At 57.6% G+C, this 20775-nt stretch carries 16 protein-coding genes; 5 read left to right on the top strand and 11 right to left on the bottom strand.

What is annotated here, in order from left to right; translation table 11 throughout:
• Nucleotides 1–306 precede the first annotated feature (306 nt).
• Complete coding sequence (locus tag JJC00_RS33210; protein WP_200469981.1) at nt 307–579, bottom strand: carbohydrate ABC transporter permease; 273 nt, start codon at nt 577–579, stop codon at nt 307–309.
• Nucleotides 580–729: 150 nt separating this feature from the next.
• On the opposite strand from JJC00_RS33210, the gene JJC00_RS38465 reads away from it, so the two are divergent.
• Nucleotides 730–930, top strand: coding sequence for a hypothetical protein (locus tag JJC00_RS38465; RefSeq protein WP_246774010.1), 201 nt, complete (start codon nt 730–732; stop codon nt 928–930).
• A gap of 531 nt (nt 931–1461) precedes the next feature.
• Nucleotides 1462–1653 (top strand): hypothetical protein, encoded by a 192-nt coding sequence (locus JJC00_RS33205; RefSeq protein ID WP_200469980.1) that lies wholly within the window; start codon nt 1462–1464, stop codon nt 1651–1653.
• 459 nt (nt 1654–2112) lie between these two features.
• On the opposite strand, the gene JJC00_RS38460 is transcribed toward JJC00_RS33205, so the two are convergent.
• Nucleotides 2113–2844: a LuxR C-terminal-related transcriptional regulator gene (locus tag JJC00_RS38460; protein WP_246774009.1), complete on the bottom strand. Its 732-nt coding sequence runs from the start codon at nt 2842–2844 to the stop codon at nt 2113–2115.
• 477 nt (nt 2845–3321) lie between these two features.
• On the opposite strand from JJC00_RS38460, the gene JJC00_RS33195 reads away from it, so the two are divergent.
• Nucleotides 3322–4233, top strand: coding sequence for a glycosyltransferase family 2 protein (locus JJC00_RS33195; protein ID WP_200469979.1), 912 nt, complete (start codon nt 3322–3324; stop codon nt 4231–4233).
• 67 nt (nt 4234–4300) lie between these two features.
• On the opposite strand, the gene JJC00_RS33190 is transcribed toward JJC00_RS33195, so the two are convergent.
• Together JJC00_RS33190 and JJC00_RS33185 are read right to left on the bottom strand one after the other, a co-directional pair.
• A complete protein-coding gene (locus JJC00_RS33190) occupies nt 4301–5488 on the bottom strand; it encodes a glycosyltransferase family 2 protein (RefSeq protein WP_200469978.1) in 1188 nt (395 codons plus the stop codon).
• 8 nt (nt 5489–5496) lie between these two features.
• The gene (locus JJC00_RS33185) at nt 5497–6786 is read right to left on the bottom strand and encodes a WecB/TagA/CpsF family glycosyltransferase (protein ID WP_200469977.1); all 1290 of its coding nucleotides are present in this window, start codon (nt 6784–6786) and stop codon (nt 5497–5499) included.
• 905 nt (nt 6787–7691) lie between these two features.
• Here JJC00_RS33185 and JJC00_RS33180 point away from each other — a divergent pair.
• Complete coding sequence (locus JJC00_RS33180; RefSeq protein ID WP_200469976.1) at nt 7692–10652, top strand: polysaccharide biosynthesis/export family protein; 2961 nt, start codon at nt 7692–7694, stop codon at nt 10650–10652.
• Between the two features lie 122 nt (nt 10653–10774).
• Here JJC00_RS33180 and JJC00_RS33175 read toward each other — a convergent pair whose 3' ends face one another.
• The gene (locus tag JJC00_RS33175; RefSeq protein WP_200469975.1) at nt 10775–11824 is read right to left on the bottom strand and encodes an acyltransferase family protein; all 1050 of its coding nucleotides are present in this window, start codon (nt 11822–11824) and stop codon (nt 10775–10777) included.
• A 147-nt stretch (nt 11825–11971) separates the two neighbouring features.
• A complete protein-coding gene (locus JJC00_RS33170; RefSeq protein WP_349643522.1) occupies nt 11972–13177 on the bottom strand; it encodes a glycosyltransferase in 1206 nt (401 codons plus the stop codon).
• A 498-nt stretch (nt 13178–13675) separates the two neighbouring features.
• Here JJC00_RS33170 and JJC00_RS33165 point away from each other — a divergent pair, with 498 nt between their 5' ends.
• Nucleotides 13676–14371, top strand: coding sequence for an FkbM family methyltransferase (locus JJC00_RS33165; protein ID WP_200469973.1), 696 nt, complete (start codon nt 13676–13678; stop codon nt 14369–14371).
• 140 nt (nt 14372–14511) lie between these two features.
• Here the strand turns inward: JJC00_RS33165 and JJC00_RS33160 are convergent, their stop codons facing one another.
• From JJC00_RS33160 to JJC00_RS33140, 5 genes are all read right to left on the bottom strand, one after another.
• Nucleotides 14512–15297 (bottom strand): class I SAM-dependent methyltransferase, encoded by a 786-nt coding sequence (locus tag JJC00_RS33160; protein ID WP_200469972.1) that lies wholly within the window; start codon nt 15295–15297, stop codon nt 14512–14514.
• A gap of 10 nt (nt 15298–15307) precedes the next feature.
• Nucleotides 15308–16801 (bottom strand): oligosaccharide flippase family protein, encoded by a 1494-nt coding sequence (locus tag JJC00_RS33155; RefSeq protein ID WP_200469971.1) that lies wholly within the window; start codon nt 16799–16801, stop codon nt 15308–15310.
• Nucleotides 16801–17904, bottom strand: a complete 1104-nt coding sequence (locus JJC00_RS33150; protein ID WP_200469970.1) for a polysaccharide deacetylase family protein — start codon at nt 17902–17904, stop codon at nt 16801–16803. Before JJC00_RS33150 ends, JJC00_RS33155 begins: the two co-directional genes overlap by 1 nt.
• 181 nt (nt 17905–18085) lie before the next feature.
• Nucleotides 18086–19453 (bottom strand): hypothetical protein, encoded by a 1368-nt coding sequence (locus JJC00_RS33145; RefSeq protein WP_200469969.1) that lies wholly within the window; start codon nt 19451–19453, stop codon nt 18086–18088.
• Nucleotides 19454–19819: 366 nt separating this feature from the next.
• Entirely contained in the window at nt 19820–20692 is an 873-nt protein-coding gene (locus JJC00_RS33140; protein ID WP_200469968.1) for a hypothetical protein, read from the bottom strand.
• Nucleotides 20693–20775 lie beyond the last annotated feature (83 nt).

Below are 20775 nucleotides of genomic sequence, written 5' to 3'. Positions count from 1 at the left end.
TCGTGGGCACGTCAGCGCCTTCATGCGGGGTCTCCTGGCGTGATCAGGAGCGTCAGGTCGCCGCGTTCCGGAGAGCACAATGCTTTCACTGGCAAACGCTTAACGCACCGCGATTGCCACGCGGCAGCACCGCCGAAAGGCTACGCCCGGCCTCGCGCCAGCGAAACGGCTGTCGCGGCAATGACGGACCTCAACACTCCGTCGAGATCGCGCCGGGCACCGCGAGGAGAAGGAGGCGCGGCCGTGGCGGCCATGGGACCAGGGCGCGCAGGAGCCTAGTGAAACCCTCCCAGAGCAGCGCTACGGCTATTTGACCGCGCCGCCGGTGATGCCCGCGATGAAGCGATCGAGGAAGAGATTATAGGCGATCGCCACCGGGACGGCGGCGATCAAGGTGCCTGCCATGATCTCGCCCCAGAAGAACACGTCGCCGCGGATCAGATCGGTCGAGACGCCCAGCGTGATCGGCTTTTGGTCGGACGACGAGACGAAGGTCAGCGCGTAGACGAACTCCTGCAAGGTCAGGGTGAACGTAAAGATCACCACTGTCAGGATTGCCCGCACCGACAGCGGCACCATCAGCTCGTTCCAAATCCGGAACGCGGTGAAGCAAAAGTCGCGGGCGTTGCAGATTTACAACCCGCACAGCCATTCGAGATAGTAAGCTGCTCGATCTAGACGACCGAAACATATTTCATGCTTACTTCATACGAACAGCGGGGACAAAAAGTGTTTGATGTCTATCGCAATGATAAGCGCGATTTGCTCGTGCTAAACACAGGCTCAGCAATACCCGTGCTCAGCTCTAGGCATAAGTGGCGCAAGAGCAGACAAAGAGTTTTCAAAGTCAGTGATGAGATCAGGTCAGCCGTTCAGCGACAGGGCTACTACGTTCGCAGCTTGCGGATCACCAAGGAGCGGGTGATCTAGGTCGAGCAGGTCGGCGGCTTCTCCATGTGCCATCTCCACAGCATCAGCACAAACCAAACCTCCATTCTCACGCTATTCCGCGTAACAGCGGGGTAGAGAAGGAAGCAGATAAGCCAGGCGGCCATGGGCCTTGTTCGTCTCCAAGCGAACCCGGGCAGATTTCGAGGAGTGGCGGCTAGAGCAGGAATGGACAGCAAGCAAATATGCCGCGTGGGAACGCGGCGAGAAGGTGCTGGCCCCGGCGAAGCGCACCACCGCTGCGCTCCGGGAAGGACGTTCTCAGCGCCAGCAGGAGCCAAGCGGTGATAGAGAGGCAGACGGCAATCCCGGAATAAGGCAACGCGACTCGCATGGTCGATCCCCTTGCGAAGCAGCGCTCATACTCGCTCTTTCGCGGCCGTTCGTCCCACGACCTTCAAGGGCGGTCGATGGTATCCGCACTCCTTACGTCGGACTCGACTGGGCCATCCGCTTTCCGATAGGTTTACCCATGGACTGCGGCTTTCCAACTACAACTAGCGGGGGAGCGAAATGGCTGAAAAAATCGATGTCGAGGTTACCGGCAAATCGCAGTTTGAAGTCGCCTACGAGATGGCGAGATTCATTCTCACCAATATGGAAGGCCGCCAAGTGAAAAACATAAAGCGACAAGAACTCTTGCATTTGGTGGCCGACTGCATCGAAGCCTTGCGCGGCATCAAGGTCAAGGAGATCATCAGCTAAAGAGTTAACTGGCAGGACCCAGCCCCGCCTCTTGTCCGTGCGACGAGGAAGCAGAATGCATTTGCCGAGCCCGCAACAAGGCACTCGCATAAGCTGTTTGGTGAAACCCGCCACGCGTAAAGCCCAAGCCGATCAAGGGATCAGACAGCCCACTAGGCCCAGCGCGGCGCACGAGGATGGGCATATAGCCGAAGCTCATAGCTGACGTCGGTATCTTCCCAGCCATGCGCAGCAAGTTGAATATTACCTGCCGATCAAGGGCAGTTCCCGAGCGGGCGCGTGCGTGTCCCAGTTGGGACAGCACCCGGTCTCCGCGGGGGTTTACGCCATCGCCACCCGTAAAGTTTCCCAAGTGCGGCAACTAGGCGACCTGGTTAACTGGTGCGTGTCGGCGTGACCGGTGAGGATTTCATGGATTGTCCCTGTTCCGAAGAGCGAGCCGTTTCTGGGTGCGTCTGTTCACCCCGGAGCAACTTCGCGCTCGACTAACACGGAGATATCCTGCGCAATCCCATTCAAGCTCTCGAAATGTCTGTGGTTGAGCGCCCAAATCGCCGCCTGGGTACGATTACTCGCGCCTATCTTTCGAAAAATAGCCTTGACATGAGCCTTTACCGTCGGCTCGGCGATGTCAAAAAAACGAGCAACATGTTTGTTGGATTCACCTTGGACAATCCTTTCCAGGATTGCGATCTCTCGCGCCGACAGTTGCTTCAGCGCCAGCGACTCGCTCTTGGTTGCGGCAGCATTTCCGCTCGGCAATGACGTTGGTTCTTCATTCGGTTGAATGCCCGATGGCCAGAGCCGCGCATCGAAAACGATGACGCCGCCGCTCATGATCGCATGAAGCGAGCTAACGAGACTGGTTGAGGAGACCGATGAGCAAAGCGCCGCGTTTGCACCGGCATCTAGCGCGCTCACCATGCATCTACGATCGTCGTCGGCGCCAATGACCACGATGGACGAAGATGGATGTTGACCTCGGATCTCTTTCAATTTGGAGACTAGATCATGCTTATGGCCGATTCCGACGATGAACAAGGTTGGCGTATCAACGGGAATGTTCGTGAGATCTTCCAGTTCAGCTCCCCAACTTTGCGGACGGAAGCGCGTCTTCGACAGTATGAGGCGGAGGCCTTCACGGAAGAGGCCGTCGCTTTCCAGGATGAATGTCGGCACGATCGAGTCCACCAATACGATCCTTGTTCCAAATATATTGACTCGATTCCAAAGATATTGAGATACCCCGATTGTCATACCGCTTGGCCGGTCCCAAACTCGGTTCAGATAAGCCGGATGCCGCAAAATTGAATTTCTCTGTACATAAGTTGTAAATGTATTGGGCCTTAAGAAGGCGATTTGGTGATCGAAACGGGCGATAAGGTGCTTTGATTCTTAGCGGACGGAACGGATTAGCGATCCTAAACGGCTCAATGATCTAAAAGTTCAACGGCACCTCCGAATGATTTGATGACCCAAAGGAAGTAGTCCCGCGGGAGGGGCCCTTAGTCCGCCACTTGCGGCCGTCCGGGAAGCGGCGCACAATTTTACAATTTAGACGGCGGCTCGGTATGGCAGCCTCATCGCAGCCGTCGCATGATAAATGGGGATGCGCGGTGCCGTGTGGCGACGATGAGTGGGAAGCCTTTCATCTCGGTCGTAATACCCTTGTACAACAAGGCGGACTTCATTCTGAATACGCTTCGATCAGCGGCTGGTCAGATTGACGTCGAGTTTGAGATAGTCGTTGTTGACGACGGATCGACGGACGGCGGCGCCCGTTTGGTGGAAAGCTCGGGTGGGCCGCGGCTGCGTCTAATTCAGCAAGCGAATGCAGGGGTTTCGACCGCGCGGAATCGGGGGATCGCCGCAGCGGAAGGGAAATGGATCGCATTTCTTGATGCGGACGACCTGTGGTCGCACGACCACCTTGCTTGCCTTTTAAATGCAGTGAATGACAGTATGGCGATTGCAGCTTTCAGCAATCTCCAGCTTCAGAGCCGCGCTGGTGGGCCGTTGATTGACCGGAAGGTTGCAGCCCAGAAGGTTGATGATTATTTTTCATTCGCGCTCGCCAATGGCGGCTACCCGATGAGCTCGAGCTCGATCCTGGTTCTTAGGGACGAACTCCTGGCGGCGGGCCTTTTTACTGTCGGAGTATCGGCGGGCGAAGATATCGATATGTGGTGCAGGCTCGCCTGTCAGGGCCCATTCGTTTACAACGCCAAGCTCTCCGCGACGTATAACGACGCGCATTCGCCGAACAATACGGCAAGCGGCGGAGCACGCGAGGTATGGCGTCCACTCTTTGCCCAGCGGTTTCCCGACATGATAAGAGAAGGCGGAGTGCCGCCCGCTCTCGTGGCGAGCGGCACGCGTTACGCGAATTTCCTTCTCCTGGAGTATGCTCGTCAGTTGATCGACCGCGGTCAGTTTGTCGAGGCGCGCGCAGTCCTGCTCAATCAGTGCCACGTCAGCTACGATGCCAATCGTTTTGTGAAGCGCTTGCTTAGAACATGGCCGCCCGGGCAGGCGCTGTTTCAGCTAAGCCGAGGGGCGGCCAGGCGCTTGCACCGGTAAGCCGCCGACGGGAACGTATCCGCCCCAAAGTACGCGAACCCGTCGCCTGAGATGTTTGGTGGTCCGTCTAGACCCGATCGGTCCGAATCCATGGCACCTTATGTCCGCGAGCCGCGTTCAAGGCAGAGCCCATGACCGTGATGATGTGCCGCGGCAAGAGCTTGACTTCCTTCAGGCCAATAAGATCCCGTCCGCAGACACACCAAGCGGCCACGAGGGACGACGCGAAGAGCGCGCTGGCGAGGGTCGCAAAAACGAGCGGGGCCCGCGCGCCGACCGCAGCCATCCAGGCCAGGGACATCAGTAGCAGCGCCATATTGGCGCAAGCGAGCACCCCGAGAGGTGGAACAGCAAGGTCAGCTGCCAAAGCCAGCAACCCGAAATCTCGTCGCCGCCATGCCTGATGGATGAGCCGAGGCGCATGGCTGTAGATCAGCGCGAAATGCCCATGCATCCAGCGCTGTTTCTGCCGATCTCGACTGCCTTGGCTTTCGGGAAAATAGCTTGTCACAGAAGCTTCCCGAAAGAAGCGCGGCGAAAAGCCTTTCATCGCAAGTTCAAGCCCAACGAATAAATCTTCGGTCAGGTGTCCTGTCGCAAACATCCCGGGATCAATCAGTCTCCAAGGCAGCGCCATACCGGTCCCAAGCAGCTGGCAAGGTAAGCCGAGGCGTGCGTAACCATTAGGTCTGAGATCGTTCTTGATGCGCCATGCGAACTCGGCCAAGTGAGGCGGCGGAGCGTGACTATCCGGATCGGCGATCATCAGATTGAGGCACTGCACCGGCGCGTTCGAAGCGGCACAGGCTTGAGCGAGCAGCCCAACGCCGCCAGACCCGACCCGGCAGTCTGCATCGATGAAAACGACGACGTCGGGTGGCGTCGCGGCAAGGTGGCGGAGACCCGCAGCGAGAGCAAAGCCTTTTCCGCGCAAATTGGGATCATTTCGGATCACGACCTCTGCGCCCGCTCGCGTCGCGAGCGTCCTTGTTCGGTCGACGCAATTATCGGCGACGACCAAGAGGCGATCGGCCGGCGATAATTCTTCCTTAATCCGAATTAGGGTTGCTTCGATGGTCTGTTCTTCATCATGCGCCGGTAGCAACACTGCAATGGAAGGGCGAAGTGACGCTGCCGGTAGCGAGCGATCAGACAAGAGCAGCGCAGCTCCCGCCTGGGCCGCGAAAGCCATCGTCGCAAAAATCAAACCGACGGCCGCGAATTCCAAGAGTATCTGCGGGACCGAGATAAGCATGGCCAACCTTAGTGGTGGCGGAAATTGCCCCAGAGTTCCCCGTGGTTGGCGATCGTCTGCCAGAGTTTGCGGACGCCCAGGCTGTGCGTGGAAACGGACCAACGGTGTCGAATTGGTTTCGTACGCGTTCGTTCGGGAGAGAGCAAAAAGCCGCAGCCATTCAAGCGCATCATGCTCTTAACTCGTCGACTCGATGCACTAAGGAAAAAGCCGCGTTGCATTCGCCGCTGATACCCGTACGCAACCAGCACCAGGCCCAAGAAGGAGGCGTCGACAAACGTTACGCCTTCAAGGTCTAACACGAGGTTGCTCGCTCTCTGTGTCGCCGCCGCAAGACCCGAGCGCGCCGGCGCGAGATTGTCTTCCGTCCAAGCGCCGGAAAACTTCAACACCTCAGCCGTTTCGTCATGATAATGCTGCAAGCGTGGCGTTGAGGGCTGCGCCGCAGATAGCTTGTGCAACGCGCGCTTGACGAGGTATGGTACGATCTGGCCCACCAACACCGATATCAGCGTCGCGAGATCGAGAGCGTACCGCCTCCAAAGCGCTGGCTCTTCCTTGATCCGCCAGAGCCATTCGAGCCCATGACGCTGAAAGAAAACGGGTGCGCGCTTGATGCTTCCGGCGACAAAATGGATCGTCGCACCGAGGTTGCAGATCACAGGGCTTGAAAGCAGATGCTCGTTTCGCTTGAGCCACAAAAGCCCTTTGCGAGCTCCGACCGATACGACCAATAGATCGGGAGCCGCTTGATTGATGATACGGAAAATTCTAGGATCGCTCATGGATTCAACAGTGCCGAATCCGGGCGCGTAGGCGCCAGCGCAGCGGACGCCAGACGTGCCCGCGTTGAGGCGTTCGCGTACGCGTCGGCCGACTTCATCGGTTGCACCGAAGAAGAAGGCGCTGGTCCGGTCGCCCGAGCGACGCAGACGCATCAGTGCGTCAAACAGATCTGATCCGCATACGCGATGAGGGACGGAGATACCTAGCGCGCGTGCAAGCCAAACAAGCGGCATGCCATCAATCACGGAAAGATCGCTGGCGAGCACGGCGTCTCTAAAATCCGGATCCGACCGTATCATTCGCAGGAAGCTTGCGTTTGGCGTGGCGACGTTGCACCGGCGCGCCTCTTTAATCGACAGGAGGAGTCGTTGAGTTGCCTCCTCCATCGTCACCACATCGCATACTAGCCCCTGGAGACAGTAAACCGGCCGCGAAAAGTCGGGTGCAATCGGTCTTTGAGCGTCGCATCGTGGGACGTTTGAAGTCGGTCCATATTGCAGGGCAATGGTCACGACAGTCTCCTGCACATTGATTGTCGGTCAACCCCAAACCGGCGTAAATCGCCGGCGCTTCGCGCGGTCAAACCAAACCGACTAGGCCACTCCACCGAGCCGTGATTCAGCGTGATGGAGTGATGTGCAATCTAACCAGCACGGCGGCTTGAAATATCGGCTCTCACGGATGGAGGACCGACCCATCCTGACTAATCCGAGGCCGGCCGCTGACAATCGGCTTGAATAAAGCTGCCGCACGCGGCGAGAAGTAAGCCGCCGTCGTCAGCTCCGAACTCGAGGCCATCTTCGACTATGCGGCAATCCGAGCGGCCTTCGGGACTATTCGAAAGGACTATCTACTTTGGAGTGATTGTCGCGTCGCGCCGCCTGTCGTCATCGTTTCGTTCGCGACGCGTGATGAGTGCAATTCTGGCCAATCCAACACCTTTCGCTTAATATCCGTACGTCGACCGTAGTCGCTGCTGTCGTTGTCGAGAATCGACACAGCGACGCGGCGACGTTGACCGGATTCTCGCCGGAGAGCTGTTCTATGCGTACAAGCAAAGGCGCAGTCGCGCGTCTCGGTGGTGCTCGCATCGCTGCGCTCGCTTCGGGGGTGGCATTTTCGCTCTACTGACTATGGAAACTCGCGGCGGCGCGGCTGACCAGCTTGTCCCGTGTGCTGAAAACCCGCTGTAAAAAGGAGCAGATCATCCCGATTCGCAGCCGGCCGCACTTTGCGATGCGCAAAAGGGGCGCGCTGAAGCGGCTTGCTCCGCCGACGGCGAGAACCAACCTCGGCCCTCCCGTCGGACAATTGGAGACGGTTTAGGCAACTCTTCAGGAGCCGAGCAAATATTGGCAACGGATGCGCGAACATAGCATCGACACGCTTTCGCAGCATCAACGCAGGAGTTTGTTTGATGCTCGATTCGACCAAGAGTCAGCGCTCAGTCCTATTCGAACCGGCAATGCGATCCATTGCGCCGGAGCCCGGGCGTGACGGGATCGGTTTCAGAATCAATCTTGCGAAGATTCGTCAGCAGGGGCGGATGATTGTTCGTTTGATGCTTGCTGGCGCCGTCATGGTGTGGTTGGCGAGTGTTGCTTATGTCCTGCTCAGAACGACCGCGTTCAGCGCTTCTTCCGAACTGTTGATTTCGAACACCACGCTGCAACAGTCAGGCCCGGATGCGGTCGTTACGCAGCTGCTGGTCGAGAACTCGCTGGTCCAGAGCGCAATCGAAATGGCGAAGTCCAGCAGGGTGCTTGAAAGGGCCGTCGACCGGCTTGGATTGGAGGAAATAGAACTGATCTTGCCGAAATCACGTAGCATCCGCGATCTTGGGCTGTTGCAGATGTTTGCGCCGGAACGAACGAGCTCCGAAACGTCAAGAAGGCAGACGGCGCTGGCGGCCCTGAAATCCAACATCACTGTCAACCGGGTCGGCACCAGCCAAATCATTGCAGTGCGAGCTAAAGCCCTGACTGCGGAGGATGCTGCGAGGCTGACCAACGAGATCGCGGAATCGTTCGTGCAAGAGCAAAACGACACAAGTTCCGTCGTCACGACGAGCGCAGCAGTGAGGGAACGTATCAAGGTATTGGGTCCTACGGCTCGAATCATCAGCGAGGCGGTTCCCCCTGGCTCCAAAGACGGGCCGACGGCCGGGGTCATGTCCGCGTTAGCAGCCGTCCTTGGTGCCGCACTGGGTGTGAGCGTTGGGCTCGCAATCGTGCTTTTTGATCGACGTGTGCGCACTGCCGAGCAGCTAGCGATGACGTCGGCCGAGTGCTTTGGGTATTTGCCGCGAATGATGGACCGGCCCGCTTTGCGAGAGCCAAAACGATGGCCAGGTGGCGGCCGGTTCGGCGCTTGGATGCTTCAGAAGCTCTCTCCCCATGCCTATGCGCGCACCTTGCATTACGCCGATCCGGAATTGGGTTCTACCTTGCGGGGCACAGTGCTGCGGCGTGCGCGATCGGCGGTCCTCGAACGGCGCGGGGACGTCCCTCACATTGTGGGCATAACATCGTGTCGCTGCGGAGAGGGCAAGTCGACGTTCGCAGCGCACTGGGCCGGACTTATCGCTGGAGATGGCTCGCGCGTTCTTCTCGTCGATGCATCGAAGACTGCGGCGCTTTCGAACAGTCTGACGCCAAGCGAAACGCAAGGCCTTTACCAGTTGCTGCGAGGCTCAGCTGCTCCGGACGAAGTCATCCGGGCGGAAGTTCGTCCCAATCTCGACTTCTTGCCGAGCGGGCATGTGGTTGGCAACATCGACATGCAGTGGCACAATCTAGTTCACGCAATCACAGCGTCCGGCGAGTGCGGTTACGAATGGGTTATTCTCGATCTACCTGCGCTGAGCCCCGTCGCCGACGTCCGCTCTGCGGGTCAGATTGTCGACGAGTTGCTGATCGTTGTGGAATGGGGGCGCACGTCGGAAGTTCAGCTTGAGCAATCGCTGCAGTCACTGGGACCCGTTCGGGACAAGATTCTTGGCACGGTCATAAACAAGACCCCGTGGGCCACGCCTGATCCGGATGCGCGTGGTGAGCAGTGGCCGGCCCGCGACGCTTTGGAGGGCAAAGGCCGGCTATGGAAATGGTTTTGCGAAATTTCGATTGTCTCGGGTTTCGCTCTGGCCCTTGCTGTGTCGCCGGCTTTCGGAGACGAGTACAGGCTTGGCGTCTCGGATCGGCTAAAGATCAAAGTGCAGGAATGGCCGGACATCGGCGGCGAATACACTGTGACTACGGATGGCCTGGTTTCGCTGCCCCTGATCGGCGGCATCAAGGCCACTGGTCTCCAGGTCAAAGATCTGGCGCAGGAAATATCTGACCGGTTGCAGCAGCGCGGGGGCAGGATCGAACGGCCTTTCACGGCCGTCGAGATTGTTCAGTTTCGCCCGTTCTCAATCCTGGGCGACGTGCAACGACCTGGCGAATATCCGTATCGGCCAGGCCTCACCGTTGTTCAAGCGATCAGCGCCGCCGGCGGGTATTACCGCCCTGATAGTAGTGGTCTGCGCCTGTTGCGGTTAGATCGCGACGTTGCGCTCGCGAAAGGCGACATCCGCACGTTGGCCCTGAAACAGAACCGCCTGGTCGTGCGCGCGGCACGCCTGACGGCGGCGCTTGCCGGGCAGGAGAGTGTTACTATTCCGACAGAGCTTTCGAATGAACAGGTCGACGCCACCATCTCCGCGATCATTGAAAGCGAACGCGCGGCGCTCGCGCAGGAAAACGACACGGCGCGCTCGGAAGTATCGGCATTCAAAGATATCAAGTCGCTCTACCAGCGTGAGATCGATTCGCTCCGCGGACAGATCGAGGCGCTGAAGCAGGAGAAAGGCACCATCGAACATCAATTGGACGAGCTTCGTTCGCTCTCAGCGAGGGGCCTCGCCCTTGCGCCGACGCTGTTCGCCCTGGAACGGTCGCTCGCACAGATCGCAAACCAGCAGATGGCCGCCGAAACGGAAATCGTGAGAGCTGGAGAGAACATCACTTTGGCGGAGCAACGGGTTCGGGAACGCGCTCTCGAGAGAAGCCGGACGAACACGCGGGATCTGCAGCTGACGAAGGATGAGATCGCGGAGGTGCAAGTGCGGATCGAGACAGCAGACGACCTGCTGAAAGAGGCGCAATTCGGCGCGCCGGCCGAGGCGCGGGAGCGCTCGGCGGAGAAAGGCGAGCGGCCTAGCGTCACACTGCTGAGGAAGGACGGCGAGCTCATGCGAGAGATCACGGCAGACGAGACGACTATCATCGAACCGAACGATATCATCAAAGTCCCGACAATCCGCTCCAAGCCGCTCGCTTCGAACCCCTACATCAATTTGTCGCGGGCAGGGCGTTCGCAAGAAACAGAACGATGATCCTCACGACCATTCCCGGTTCGATTTTCGTATGACCTTGTGGCGCGGCCGGCCTGGCAAATCGTCGCAGAATCCGAGCGGTGCCTGCGTCCGTCGGAGGCACCACATCGGCAGACGCGACACTATTCTCCAGCGACATTTTCCAGTCGTCCAACGGACTGCAGAGCCCCCGTGCGCCTCGAACGGCCCCAACGCTTGGCGGCCTGTATCCATATCGCCTCCCAGTAGAAAGTCGAAATGTGAGCGGCAGCCAGCGTGAGAGCAAAGCCTAACGGCCGCTTGAGCAGATATCGCTGCCAGACGTTTGCGTCATTCCACCATCCGTGTGCCGCAAGCGGATGAAAGACATAGAGAGCGTAGGAAACGGCGGCGATGTAGCGAAGAGCCCGACCGCTTAGTACGGCGGTCAGTCGATTGGGCGGTTGAGCTAGCGTTGCTGCAAGCAGAAAAGCTGCCGCATAGGGTCGCAGATATTGAACCCAGCCGCTATCCGGATGAGAAGTCCCGAACCAGGCGCCGACCGCCAGCACCCAGATGACCAGCGGCGCTGCGAATGCGCGGAATCGGCGCATCGGCAACGTCGCAATACAGGCGCCCGCCAAGATTTCGTCTACGCGCAGGTGCGTCGGAACGTCAATGTAAGCACCTTCCATGACGCGGATGGCGGTGATGGCGAGACAACAAGGCCAGACGAGTACGAAAGCCTTCCGGCCACCCACCGCGAGCAGCATCACGAAGACATAGAAGTGAACCTCGACACACAAAGACCAGAGATGCTCCGTAACAGGCGTCATCTGGTCGGGTCGATAGTTGACGACGAACCCCAAATGGTAAGGCAGCGCTTGTTTGCTCAAACCGCCCAAAATAAAGACCAGCAGAATATAGAGATAGGCGAGCGGCAGTATTCGAGCCAACCGTTTTACGATGAATTCCGGGATCGGGGCCGACCGAAGCGTGCTGAGGATCAAATATCCCGAAAGGACGAAAAAGAGACTCATCCCCATCGGACCAGCGGTCGAATTCAGATGAAGAGCCTTCGGTCCCAGGGGAAGAAGATGGGTCGCCAGGACGAGGCAGATGCTGATCGCGCGAAGACCATCGAGCGCGGGATTGCGGTGATCTTCCAACTCGCTCCCACGCATGTGGCGCCCGTCTAATGCGTGCTGCTTCATCGCTGATGTTTCGCAGACATCGTCGTCTATGTCCTCGCAGCGCGGCTACAGCCCTACCAAGTGCTCAAAACAGGAGATCAAGACCTGCTCCTCAAAACCCTCTCCGTGTCGATCTTAACGAGATCCAAGAAACGAACAATGCAAGGATCAACCCATCGAATTGCGCGACGCGTGAATGGCATCACGAAGCTTGGTGGCCGTCGTTACAACATCGAAACATCGAGCCGCCGTAAGTCGGGCAGCCTGACCTATTCTTTGTCGGGTCTCAATATCGCGGGCAAGCAAGGTAATCCCATGCAATAGCGATTCCTCATCCTCTTGAGGCACGAGAAATCCGTCTACGGCTGAGGTAATCATCTGCGGCGTCGCGCCAATAATACTCGCAATAACGGGAAGGCCAGCGCTCATCGCTTCCATAACAGATACTGGCCAGGCCTCCCCTAAACCGGTGCTCGGCAAAACAAACGCGTCAGCTTGAGAAAGCAATTCAAACACGTCATTCTCGGCGAGGGTGCCAGTTAGCGAAATGTTTCCATCCAATCCGAGCTCGCGAATGCGAGAGACGATGGCATCTCTAAATGGTCCCTCACCCGCAATGGTATATCGGATATTCAAACCAAGGTCGATGGCGCGGCGAACTGCGCCGAGGGCGTACAGATGGCCCTTCGCAGGATGAAGCCGCGCAACAGTTACTAGATTTAGCGATCCTTTTTGGTAGGAGCGCTCACCGCCCAATCGCTTGAGCCGCGACGTGTCCACGCCCATACAAGTCACGAGCACGCGGTCGCTGGGGACGTTGGCTTGCTTCACAACCTGTTGCCGAAGGTGGTCACCAACGGTGCAAATGAAGGCTGCTTCTGCCATTTTCAGTTGGTGATCTGTTCCATAGACATCCAGATCACCGTGAAGTGTCAAACTAAAGGCCGGTCCTCCCGCGCGCCTTGCGAGAGCTAAAATGTGCGCCGCGTCGGCGCAGGAATGGCCATGGATATGGTCGATCCGATGTTCCCGTGCCCACATGGCTAGATCGATAGCGCAGAGCAATAAGATGTATTGCCGCGCACGATCTTTCGCGCCGGCCCTCTTCAATTGGTTCCGATAAGCAAGTGCTGGAAATAGGCCGGGACAACCTTCAAAAGCCCATCGGCGTAACGTGGATAGTCGGGGCGGAAATAGGTACCGAGTCTCGGCACGAGCTGAAGAAGCAAACTCGTGCCGACAGGCCTGCCAGGGCGGTCTTCGAGTCGATAAAAGAACGATACTTTCGCCGAGGCGCCGTAAAGCCAGAACTTCACGCCAAAAGAAAATATGTGTTTGGCTCGGAAATTCAGGGACCAGATATCCTATTTTCATCGGAGCCGCTGCACTCTACCAGATTGCGGTATTTCCTTGCTTGCTGATAGGTCTATCTGTCGAGCGCCGCGCGTTCCGAGGGAAAGGCGCGCTCGTGGCAGAAACTGTACATCAAATGCGCAGTTCACCCTTTCGCTCCGATCGTAACAAAAAGGGGACTGGCGATCCACCCGCATTCTCGAATTGAAGTTGGCGAATGAAGGGGCCCGTTTCCTCAGCGTTTTGCATTGGTGGCAATAGTTGTCGTGATGTTGGGCAGGCCTACGCCCCGCCCTTCATCCGTTCCATCTTCGCTTGCCCAAAAAGGCGGGCTTGAGGCAGTGGAAGGCCGGAATGAAAACCGGAACGACTGACTATTGCTCGATGCAAGGGTTCTCACATGGGGCCAGGCGCGTCTGTGTGCTGAATCGGCGTAGAGAAAGATGGAGAATGGGTCTACCATACGCTTGAGATCGGAGGGTAAGGGGGCTCAACGCGAGGGCGTTTTTGGAGCCGACAATGATTTCAATAGAGACTATCCACTGGCATACTCTGGCGCCGAAGTTCTTGGATTCCTCATCGCGCGTTCTCGATCTTGGCGCCAATTGCGGTCTATTTGCTCACGCTATTACCGAGCGCACCGGTTGTCGTTGCGTTGCTCTGGAGCCGTCGCCAGAGCCGTTCCGCGCTATTCCGCCATCGGATCGCATAAGAACGATACAGGCCGCCGTAGGCGGCAAATCCGGCACCACAGGATTTCATGTCGATCTCGACAACGAACTCGCAAGCGCCCTGGCGGAGGATGCGGAAGCCGATGTGCAAGTAAAAATCGTGACGCTTCCAGATCTGCTCCGGGACTTGCGATGGCCCTATATCGACCTCCTCAAGGTCGATATAGAAGGCGCAGAAATTGAGATGCTGCAAGCATGCTCCGACCAATTCTTGTCAGAACGAATCCGGCAAATCTCGATAGAGTTTCACGACTTTTGCGGAATCACGCCACCAGTGGCCGTCAGGGAGGCGATCGGACGGCTTCACTCGATCGGATTTGAAGGCATCAGAATGTCCCGGGTCGGCCACCAAGACACGTGGCTTATCAATCGAAAGATGCTGCCGATCAGCAAGGCAGAACTATTGTACCACAGGATCGTGACACGCAACTGGTTTGGGGTAAAACGTGTTGCGGCTCGCTTCTTTCAGCGACGTTTCAATTAGCCCGAATCTAAGATTGCCGACCAATCGAATATCAACAGTCGAAGTGTTCGCGTCGTGCCGGTAAGTTTTTGTGCTGCTGGGAAGGCTCCGGGTCAAATCCGACGTCACCCGGCTATCAGGCTTACGACGGATTCGCGTTTTCAGTCATCGAGGCCAACCCGATCTGGCATTCCTTTCCAGCGTTTCTGATAATGGGTCGGCAGTTTTAGACTTTCGTCGGGAGCGGTTCTTCTTGCGAGAAAAATGGCGCATTCGCCGAGAGGCGATATGCCGTTAAGCAACGAAGCCAGTGCCCAAACAGGAAACGTCAGAGCTTTCATGCAAGGAGTAGAGAAAGACCCCGCCGATCCTTTGGAGACGACACTAAACCCTAGTTCATGCATCATCATGACCATCTGCTCCCCTGTAATGGGCGAGATGTGGCGTTGCGATCGGTAATTCCTTTCGCCAAAGCCCCAAAGCTCACCCTTGAGCAAGAACTTGACCCGCCCCTGCCAAGAGGCCACGTTAGGTAACGAAATGGCGAGCCAACCATCCTCCTCCAGCAATGCATGTATTTCGGTCAGGAACATTCGTGGGCTGTCGAGGTGCTCAATGACATCGGTCGCGGTGATCAATCGAAATTTCTTGTCGAAATGATGCGAAAATGGCTGGTTTAACTCCAGGCGCTTGAAGTCGGCATCAGGAACATCAAATCGCGTCGCGTCGAGATCTGTGCCTGTGAGATCCGAAAAGCCAAGATCGTCTTTCAGCCGTAGCAGCAACGCCCCCGAATGCGTCCCAATGTCGAGGACAGCAGATCGATCCTCCGCTTTCAAATTTCGAGATATGACTGCGGCAAGAGCGGCGTGCGTCCCGGGAGCACATCCAATGATCCGACCTTTGTAGCTTTCCATGGGTGTCCTGAGTAAATGCTTCATCTGCATGCCCGGAAGCTCAACGGCCCATCGTTTTTTTGGCTGCTGTCAGGAAGCGCGGGAGCAGGCGCAACGTGACGGACGCGAGCGCCTTCTTGAGCGGCGGCTCGATATGAAGAGCCAATTCGTGCCGGATGAATATGACGCCAGCGATCCAAATAAACGCCGCGATTGCGCTCGATGCAGAAAATCGAAGCATGACGTCCACGTGGGCCTGAGCGTCAAGATAACGAAAAGCGAGAGGGGCGGGGATGGCGATGAAGGTCAGTATCAGGCTTCGGCCCCACGCCATAAAAAGCGCGCCGGGCGCCAAATCGATGACGACCTTGAGCACGAAGGAGTAGCAGGCTGCGCAGAGGGCGCTGCTCAAAACCAAACTCCAGAGCGCGGCCTCCATTCCGATCATCACGCCAACTCCGAGTGCGAGGATCGCGAAGAGAGCTCCCGCGAATTCGGAAAGGAAGAGCAATCTTTGACGTCGCTTGACGATCATGACGTCGTAATAGCCTGCAACGCTGAACGTCAATGCTTGGGCGATCGCGATAGGTACCATCATAGCGCCTGCGACGCTCCACGCCTCCCCATAGATCGTTCTCACGAGAGGTGCGGCCCAAATCGCCAGCACGGCGTAGGCCGGCCATGAAAGTCCGGTAATTGATTCAATGATGCGCAAGTAAAGTGGCGCCAAAGGTAAGCCTTCATGGTCGCGCTTGCTGAGGTTCGGAAGGAGGGGGCGCGTCATGCCGACGAAAAGACCGTTTGCAACGACCGAAACCAGGCTCTGGGCGCGCGCAAACAGAGCAGCATTCGCGAGTCCCAGGGCGCGCCCCATCATGAGCTCCGGCGCTGACATCGCCGAGCATCCGACAAGGAGCGTCGCCGACGTCCAGCCGCCGAAGGCGATCAGTCGGCCTGAACCTCTCAGAGTCGGTCGGCATTTTATCGCATCGAGTTGATAAGCCATCGTCATGACCGCCATAACGAGCGAGGATGCAAGCGAACCCCATGCCAGGGCGGCGGCTCCATGACCCACGAGGGCGAGGGTGATCGAAGTCAGGCTTTGGGCCGCGGCCGCGGCAACGCCGATAGCGAGAAGCGACCCGAAGCGCATGGCGCGCATCAGGCGAACGCTGGCAGGAAGGGCCGCGGCAAAGCAGAGGTGTCCAAAGGCGACAATCCTCAACGATATGCCGATGGTTGGATCTTGATAAAAATTCGCCAGAGGGAAACTCAAGCCGATCAATCCAATCGTGAGACAGGCGGCAATAGCGAGGCTCAAACCGAATGCAGTGCTCAAGAGTGCGTCGTCAAGCTTGGGCGCGCTGATTACGTATGATCCAATAGCCGAGTCCTTCAACGCCGCGACCACGTTGGAAGCCGCCATCGCCACCGTGTAAGAGCCGGCTTCCCGCGGCGTGAGCAGATGCGCAATGACGACGCCTGTTCCAAAGGTCAGTAGCAACGTTGCGTTCTGTTGCAAGGTCGAGATCAGCATTGCCTGGCGCAGGCGCACTAGCGGTTCTCCCGCGTTGAGTGGGCGCCGGCCCTTAGCGCGCGCCCCGCACGTCCCCGCGGCGCAGTGAAGAATGCGAGAGCCAGAATTTCGGGCCGAAGCTTGCCGGTCGGAGCTATGCCCGGCCCGTTGACGTCGACGCGGCCGACGAGTGGGCTCGCCAGAAAGCCATTTTTCAGGACGCAAAGTTCAGCATCGCTGGTGAATGCAAGCGCGTAGCCCGCGGCGAGAGAGCGATCAACGATCTCGGAGGTATACGCTCCATGCGGAAAGGACAGCGTATCAACCGAGCGCTGATGATACGACGCTACAACGTCCTCCAGTACCACGCGTGGCGAACATAGCTCACTTGTAATGTCAGATGAGAATGTCAGCGCAGTGTGGGTTTTTCCATGCGCTCCGATGGAGATTCCGTTTGCGGTGAGGTTCCGAATTTCGCTTCGGGTCAACATTTGGCGCGGCTGTTCGACCCGGTGGAGGTCGACCTTGAGCGCGGAAAACGCTGCTTCAACGCGCGCGTTCTCCAACTCGGGTCCGCGCCGCACGATCTCCCAGATTAGTTCCGAGTCTTCGACGTCGCGTGCAGTGTCGCCCATGAGGAGCGCATACAAGCTGACAAGGTCTCGTTGATGAAGCCGCCCCTCCATGAAGGCCCAAAGAAGATCCTCAGTCCAGAGCCGCTCGTTACGCCCAATAACGTCCGAAGATATGAAGACGGTGGCGGGAACCCGATGCTTTCGCAGCAAAGGCAGAGCGTATTCGCTGTTGTCGGCATAGCCGTCGTCGAACGTAATCAGCAGGCTCCTTGGCGGGAGTGGGCGTGTTCCTTCCAGCGAGGCCTTGACGTCATCAAGCTTAACCAACGCGTAATGGCGTCTAAAGAACGTCAGACACTCATCGAACACGTCGTCGGGAAGCGTCCATGAGTATAAGGCTGTCTCCCAGCGCGGATCGTCTCGCTTCAGAACGCGGTGAAACATCGCAACCGTCAATACCTGACGGTTGCGAACCTTATGGTAGAGAGATAGGGCTCCGCTTTGATAGCTCAGCTTCCGAGCTACGTCGCGCAGCAAACGGAACGCGGCCGACGATGCGGCGCACACGTGGGACTTCGCGACGGCCCTAGGACGCGATGCAAGCGACATTCCCCAGCGCGCCCTCACAACTGATCTCATCGAAGACAATCCCCGATTTATGGATATTCGACGTCTGGTGCACCGCGTCAATCATCAATCCGGAGTAGTCCGGAACTCTACCGAAAACTGCCGGCTTAACGTTATTGCACTATCGGTCGGCGCTTGGAGTCGCATTGAATGCCAGTCGGCATAGGGTGAGCGTCGCGAGCAACGGAATCAGCCAAACCACCCGGCTCTGATAGCGATCATGGAGCGGCGTAAGGGCCCCGATAGCGATAGCGTGCCCTGCGAGCATCGCCAATATGAAAGCTGCGACGTGGAGAGCTTTCCGGTCGGTCCGGAAGGATGCAATTGCGGCCCATGCCAGGACCCCAGATGAAACTACGAGCGTAGCCAAGTGCATTACGTTCAGCAACGAAAACTGCAGCTCGCCCTTCCCTTGCAGCGACGCCTGATACGCCGCCAGGCTGCTTTGGCCGAACAAGTCGCGAATGGCGTCCGTCGCCCAGACACCGGGGTCTGAAACCAAGCCATCACCAGTTTTAAGGTGCCAAAATTGGCGCGCGCCGTTGGCAAGCGCGGTCGGTATCTCTTGTCGCCAGAACTGTGCGAAAGCCTTTTTGACCACTTGCGATGCCTCTGGCTCTACTGGTTTCCACCAGCCAAGACTGTCGAGCGGACCTTCCCACAGGAAGAAGTCTGCGAGCGTGGGTTCGATGCCCGACGCTTTGTGCGCTTGCAACAGCGGAAGCTGGCTGCATAGCAACGGGTAAGCTGCAGGACATTCGTGCTCTAAGACCGCCATGGCGGGGCCATCTTCAAGCATCTTAGCAAGAAGGAGGGTTGAGGAGGCAGATGATAGGACGAGTTTGCCGCGAGCGGCATAGTTTGAGCTTACCAAGGCCGCAAGCGCTAGCGCCACACCGCTCGCGACCCAGAACGTTCGGTGGGCCGCTTGTGGACCAGGTCGCCAGCCCACGAGAAGCAGGATGCCAATCACGGGAACGACGCTGAGGGGAACAAAAAGGTTCGCATTGTGGACGGCCACGCAAACTGGGACCATGCATAAGGCGGACCATCTTTCCGCCAACGTCATCCGTCCCCAGCCGAAGACGATGAGCAAGAGCGCTAGCATTAGTACAGAGGTGAAGATATCCGGCACGATTTGCCCGGAAAACCATGGCAGGCTTGAGCCAAATACCAGCGCAATAGCTGCGATGGGCGTTACCCACGCGCTTGCGATGTTGAAGACAGCTTTCGCGACAAGCCGGATTAGGATTGCGACCAATGCAGATTGCGCAATCACAATCGGCCAAGGCGAAAGGCGCCAATGAAGCAACGCAGTGAAAATGCTGTAAAAGACAGGCCGGTCGTGAGGAACCTGCATGCGCATAGCGGAAAATAAGTAGGTGCCCGTGTCCCAAAAAATAAATGGATATCCGTTGACGATTGCGGGCACGAGGAGAGCCGCAGTGGCGGCGACAGCGCACAAGGCAGCGATCACGCGCTCGCGCATTGTTACTCGTGAAGCAGCTTCAGAGACGTTGGATTGAGCACTCATTTGCCCGCCACGGCAAAGTTTGGTGACAAAAGCCGCCCTTCTGAACTGCTGAATGGGCGGCGCCAGTGCGGACGCCGCCCGGCTGTCTTGCTGAAGCTTTGTGGTGGGAAGTCATCCGCGCGTGGGCCTTCTTGGCAGGGAGACAGGCGCCCGTGAAAATGAGGCGGCGCGACAAGAGCTGGCGACAGATCGCAGCTTGGCGGCTGACAAACGCTTCACGGCCAGATGACTTCTCGCCGACGGCCGCCAGCAATATTGCCAATTTGGCAAGACCACACACCATCGTAGTGTTCGCCTGATGGGGGAGTTTTGAAGCCCCGTCTATTTGGGGACGACCATTACGAGATGCTGGCGTATCCAATTGGCGTCGGTATATAGATTAGCGATTTGCTGCTTTGTTCCCCCAGTGATCATAGCGACTGAGGCGGTGTGGCCCGCCGCGTCGGTCACGTATCCCCCGTATTTCTGGAACGCTTTTGCGACCGCGAGTCCCTCGGGCGTGAGGCCGGCGGCCGAGAGATCGACGTCGTGGGGTAGAGCGAAACGAGCGCCCATAGGAATCGTGCCTTTATAGGCCGTGAGACTGTCAGAGTCGGGCGCCACTGCAGGGAACACATATTGATCGGTCGGCTCCTTTCCCTCCTTGAGCTGAGACCAATCTAGATCCATCGACAAGGCGTGCTCGATCGAGAGGTTATTCAGCTCCTCAGGAAGGATGAGACCTCCAAGAAGCGATGCACCCGCCGCTCGAATGCCGACCCCCGCGCCGTCTTTACCCCAACCCGTCCCGTTCTTCAGGTTTCCCTTCACAATATATGCAACGTGGTAAGTGTTTGTCTTGGCATCGTAGTGAGCGCCCCACGTCTCCCAAAAATGAACGCCGTCCAGGTCGGTGAATATCAACCATCCATCACCCCCATGCGTAATCTTACTTTCTGGCGTGGCGAGGTTAAGGGTGCCGCTATGGGAAAATCTACCCGCATTAACATCCTTGTCTCCATTATTGAACGTTTCGTAGTCCCACTTTCGGACGGGCGCATCTGCCGGAGTTTTGAATAGAAGATCTTCCTCCTGTATCCAAGTGTTCGCCAGGGCCGTATCCCTAAACTGACGGTTCTCTATCGTGCGTGGCGCAGTGTACGTGACGCGCGACGGATCTATAGGTGTGTTCCAAGGACTATCCGCAGAGAACAATCTCCCCACTCCAAACACCGGTCGAGTGTGATCGTCTGGATCGTCGGATGCGTGAGCATTCCAAATAAGAACCCCCTGGACAA

This window comes from Bradyrhizobium diazoefficiens, from assembly GCF_016616885.1.
GTDB classification, from domain to species: Bacteria; Pseudomonadota; Alphaproteobacteria; order Rhizobiales; family Xanthobacteraceae; genus Bradyrhizobium; species Bradyrhizobium diazoefficiens_F.
The sequence above is the reverse complement of the archived record's forward strand: the minus strand, read 5'-3'. Positions and strand labels throughout refer to the sequence as shown.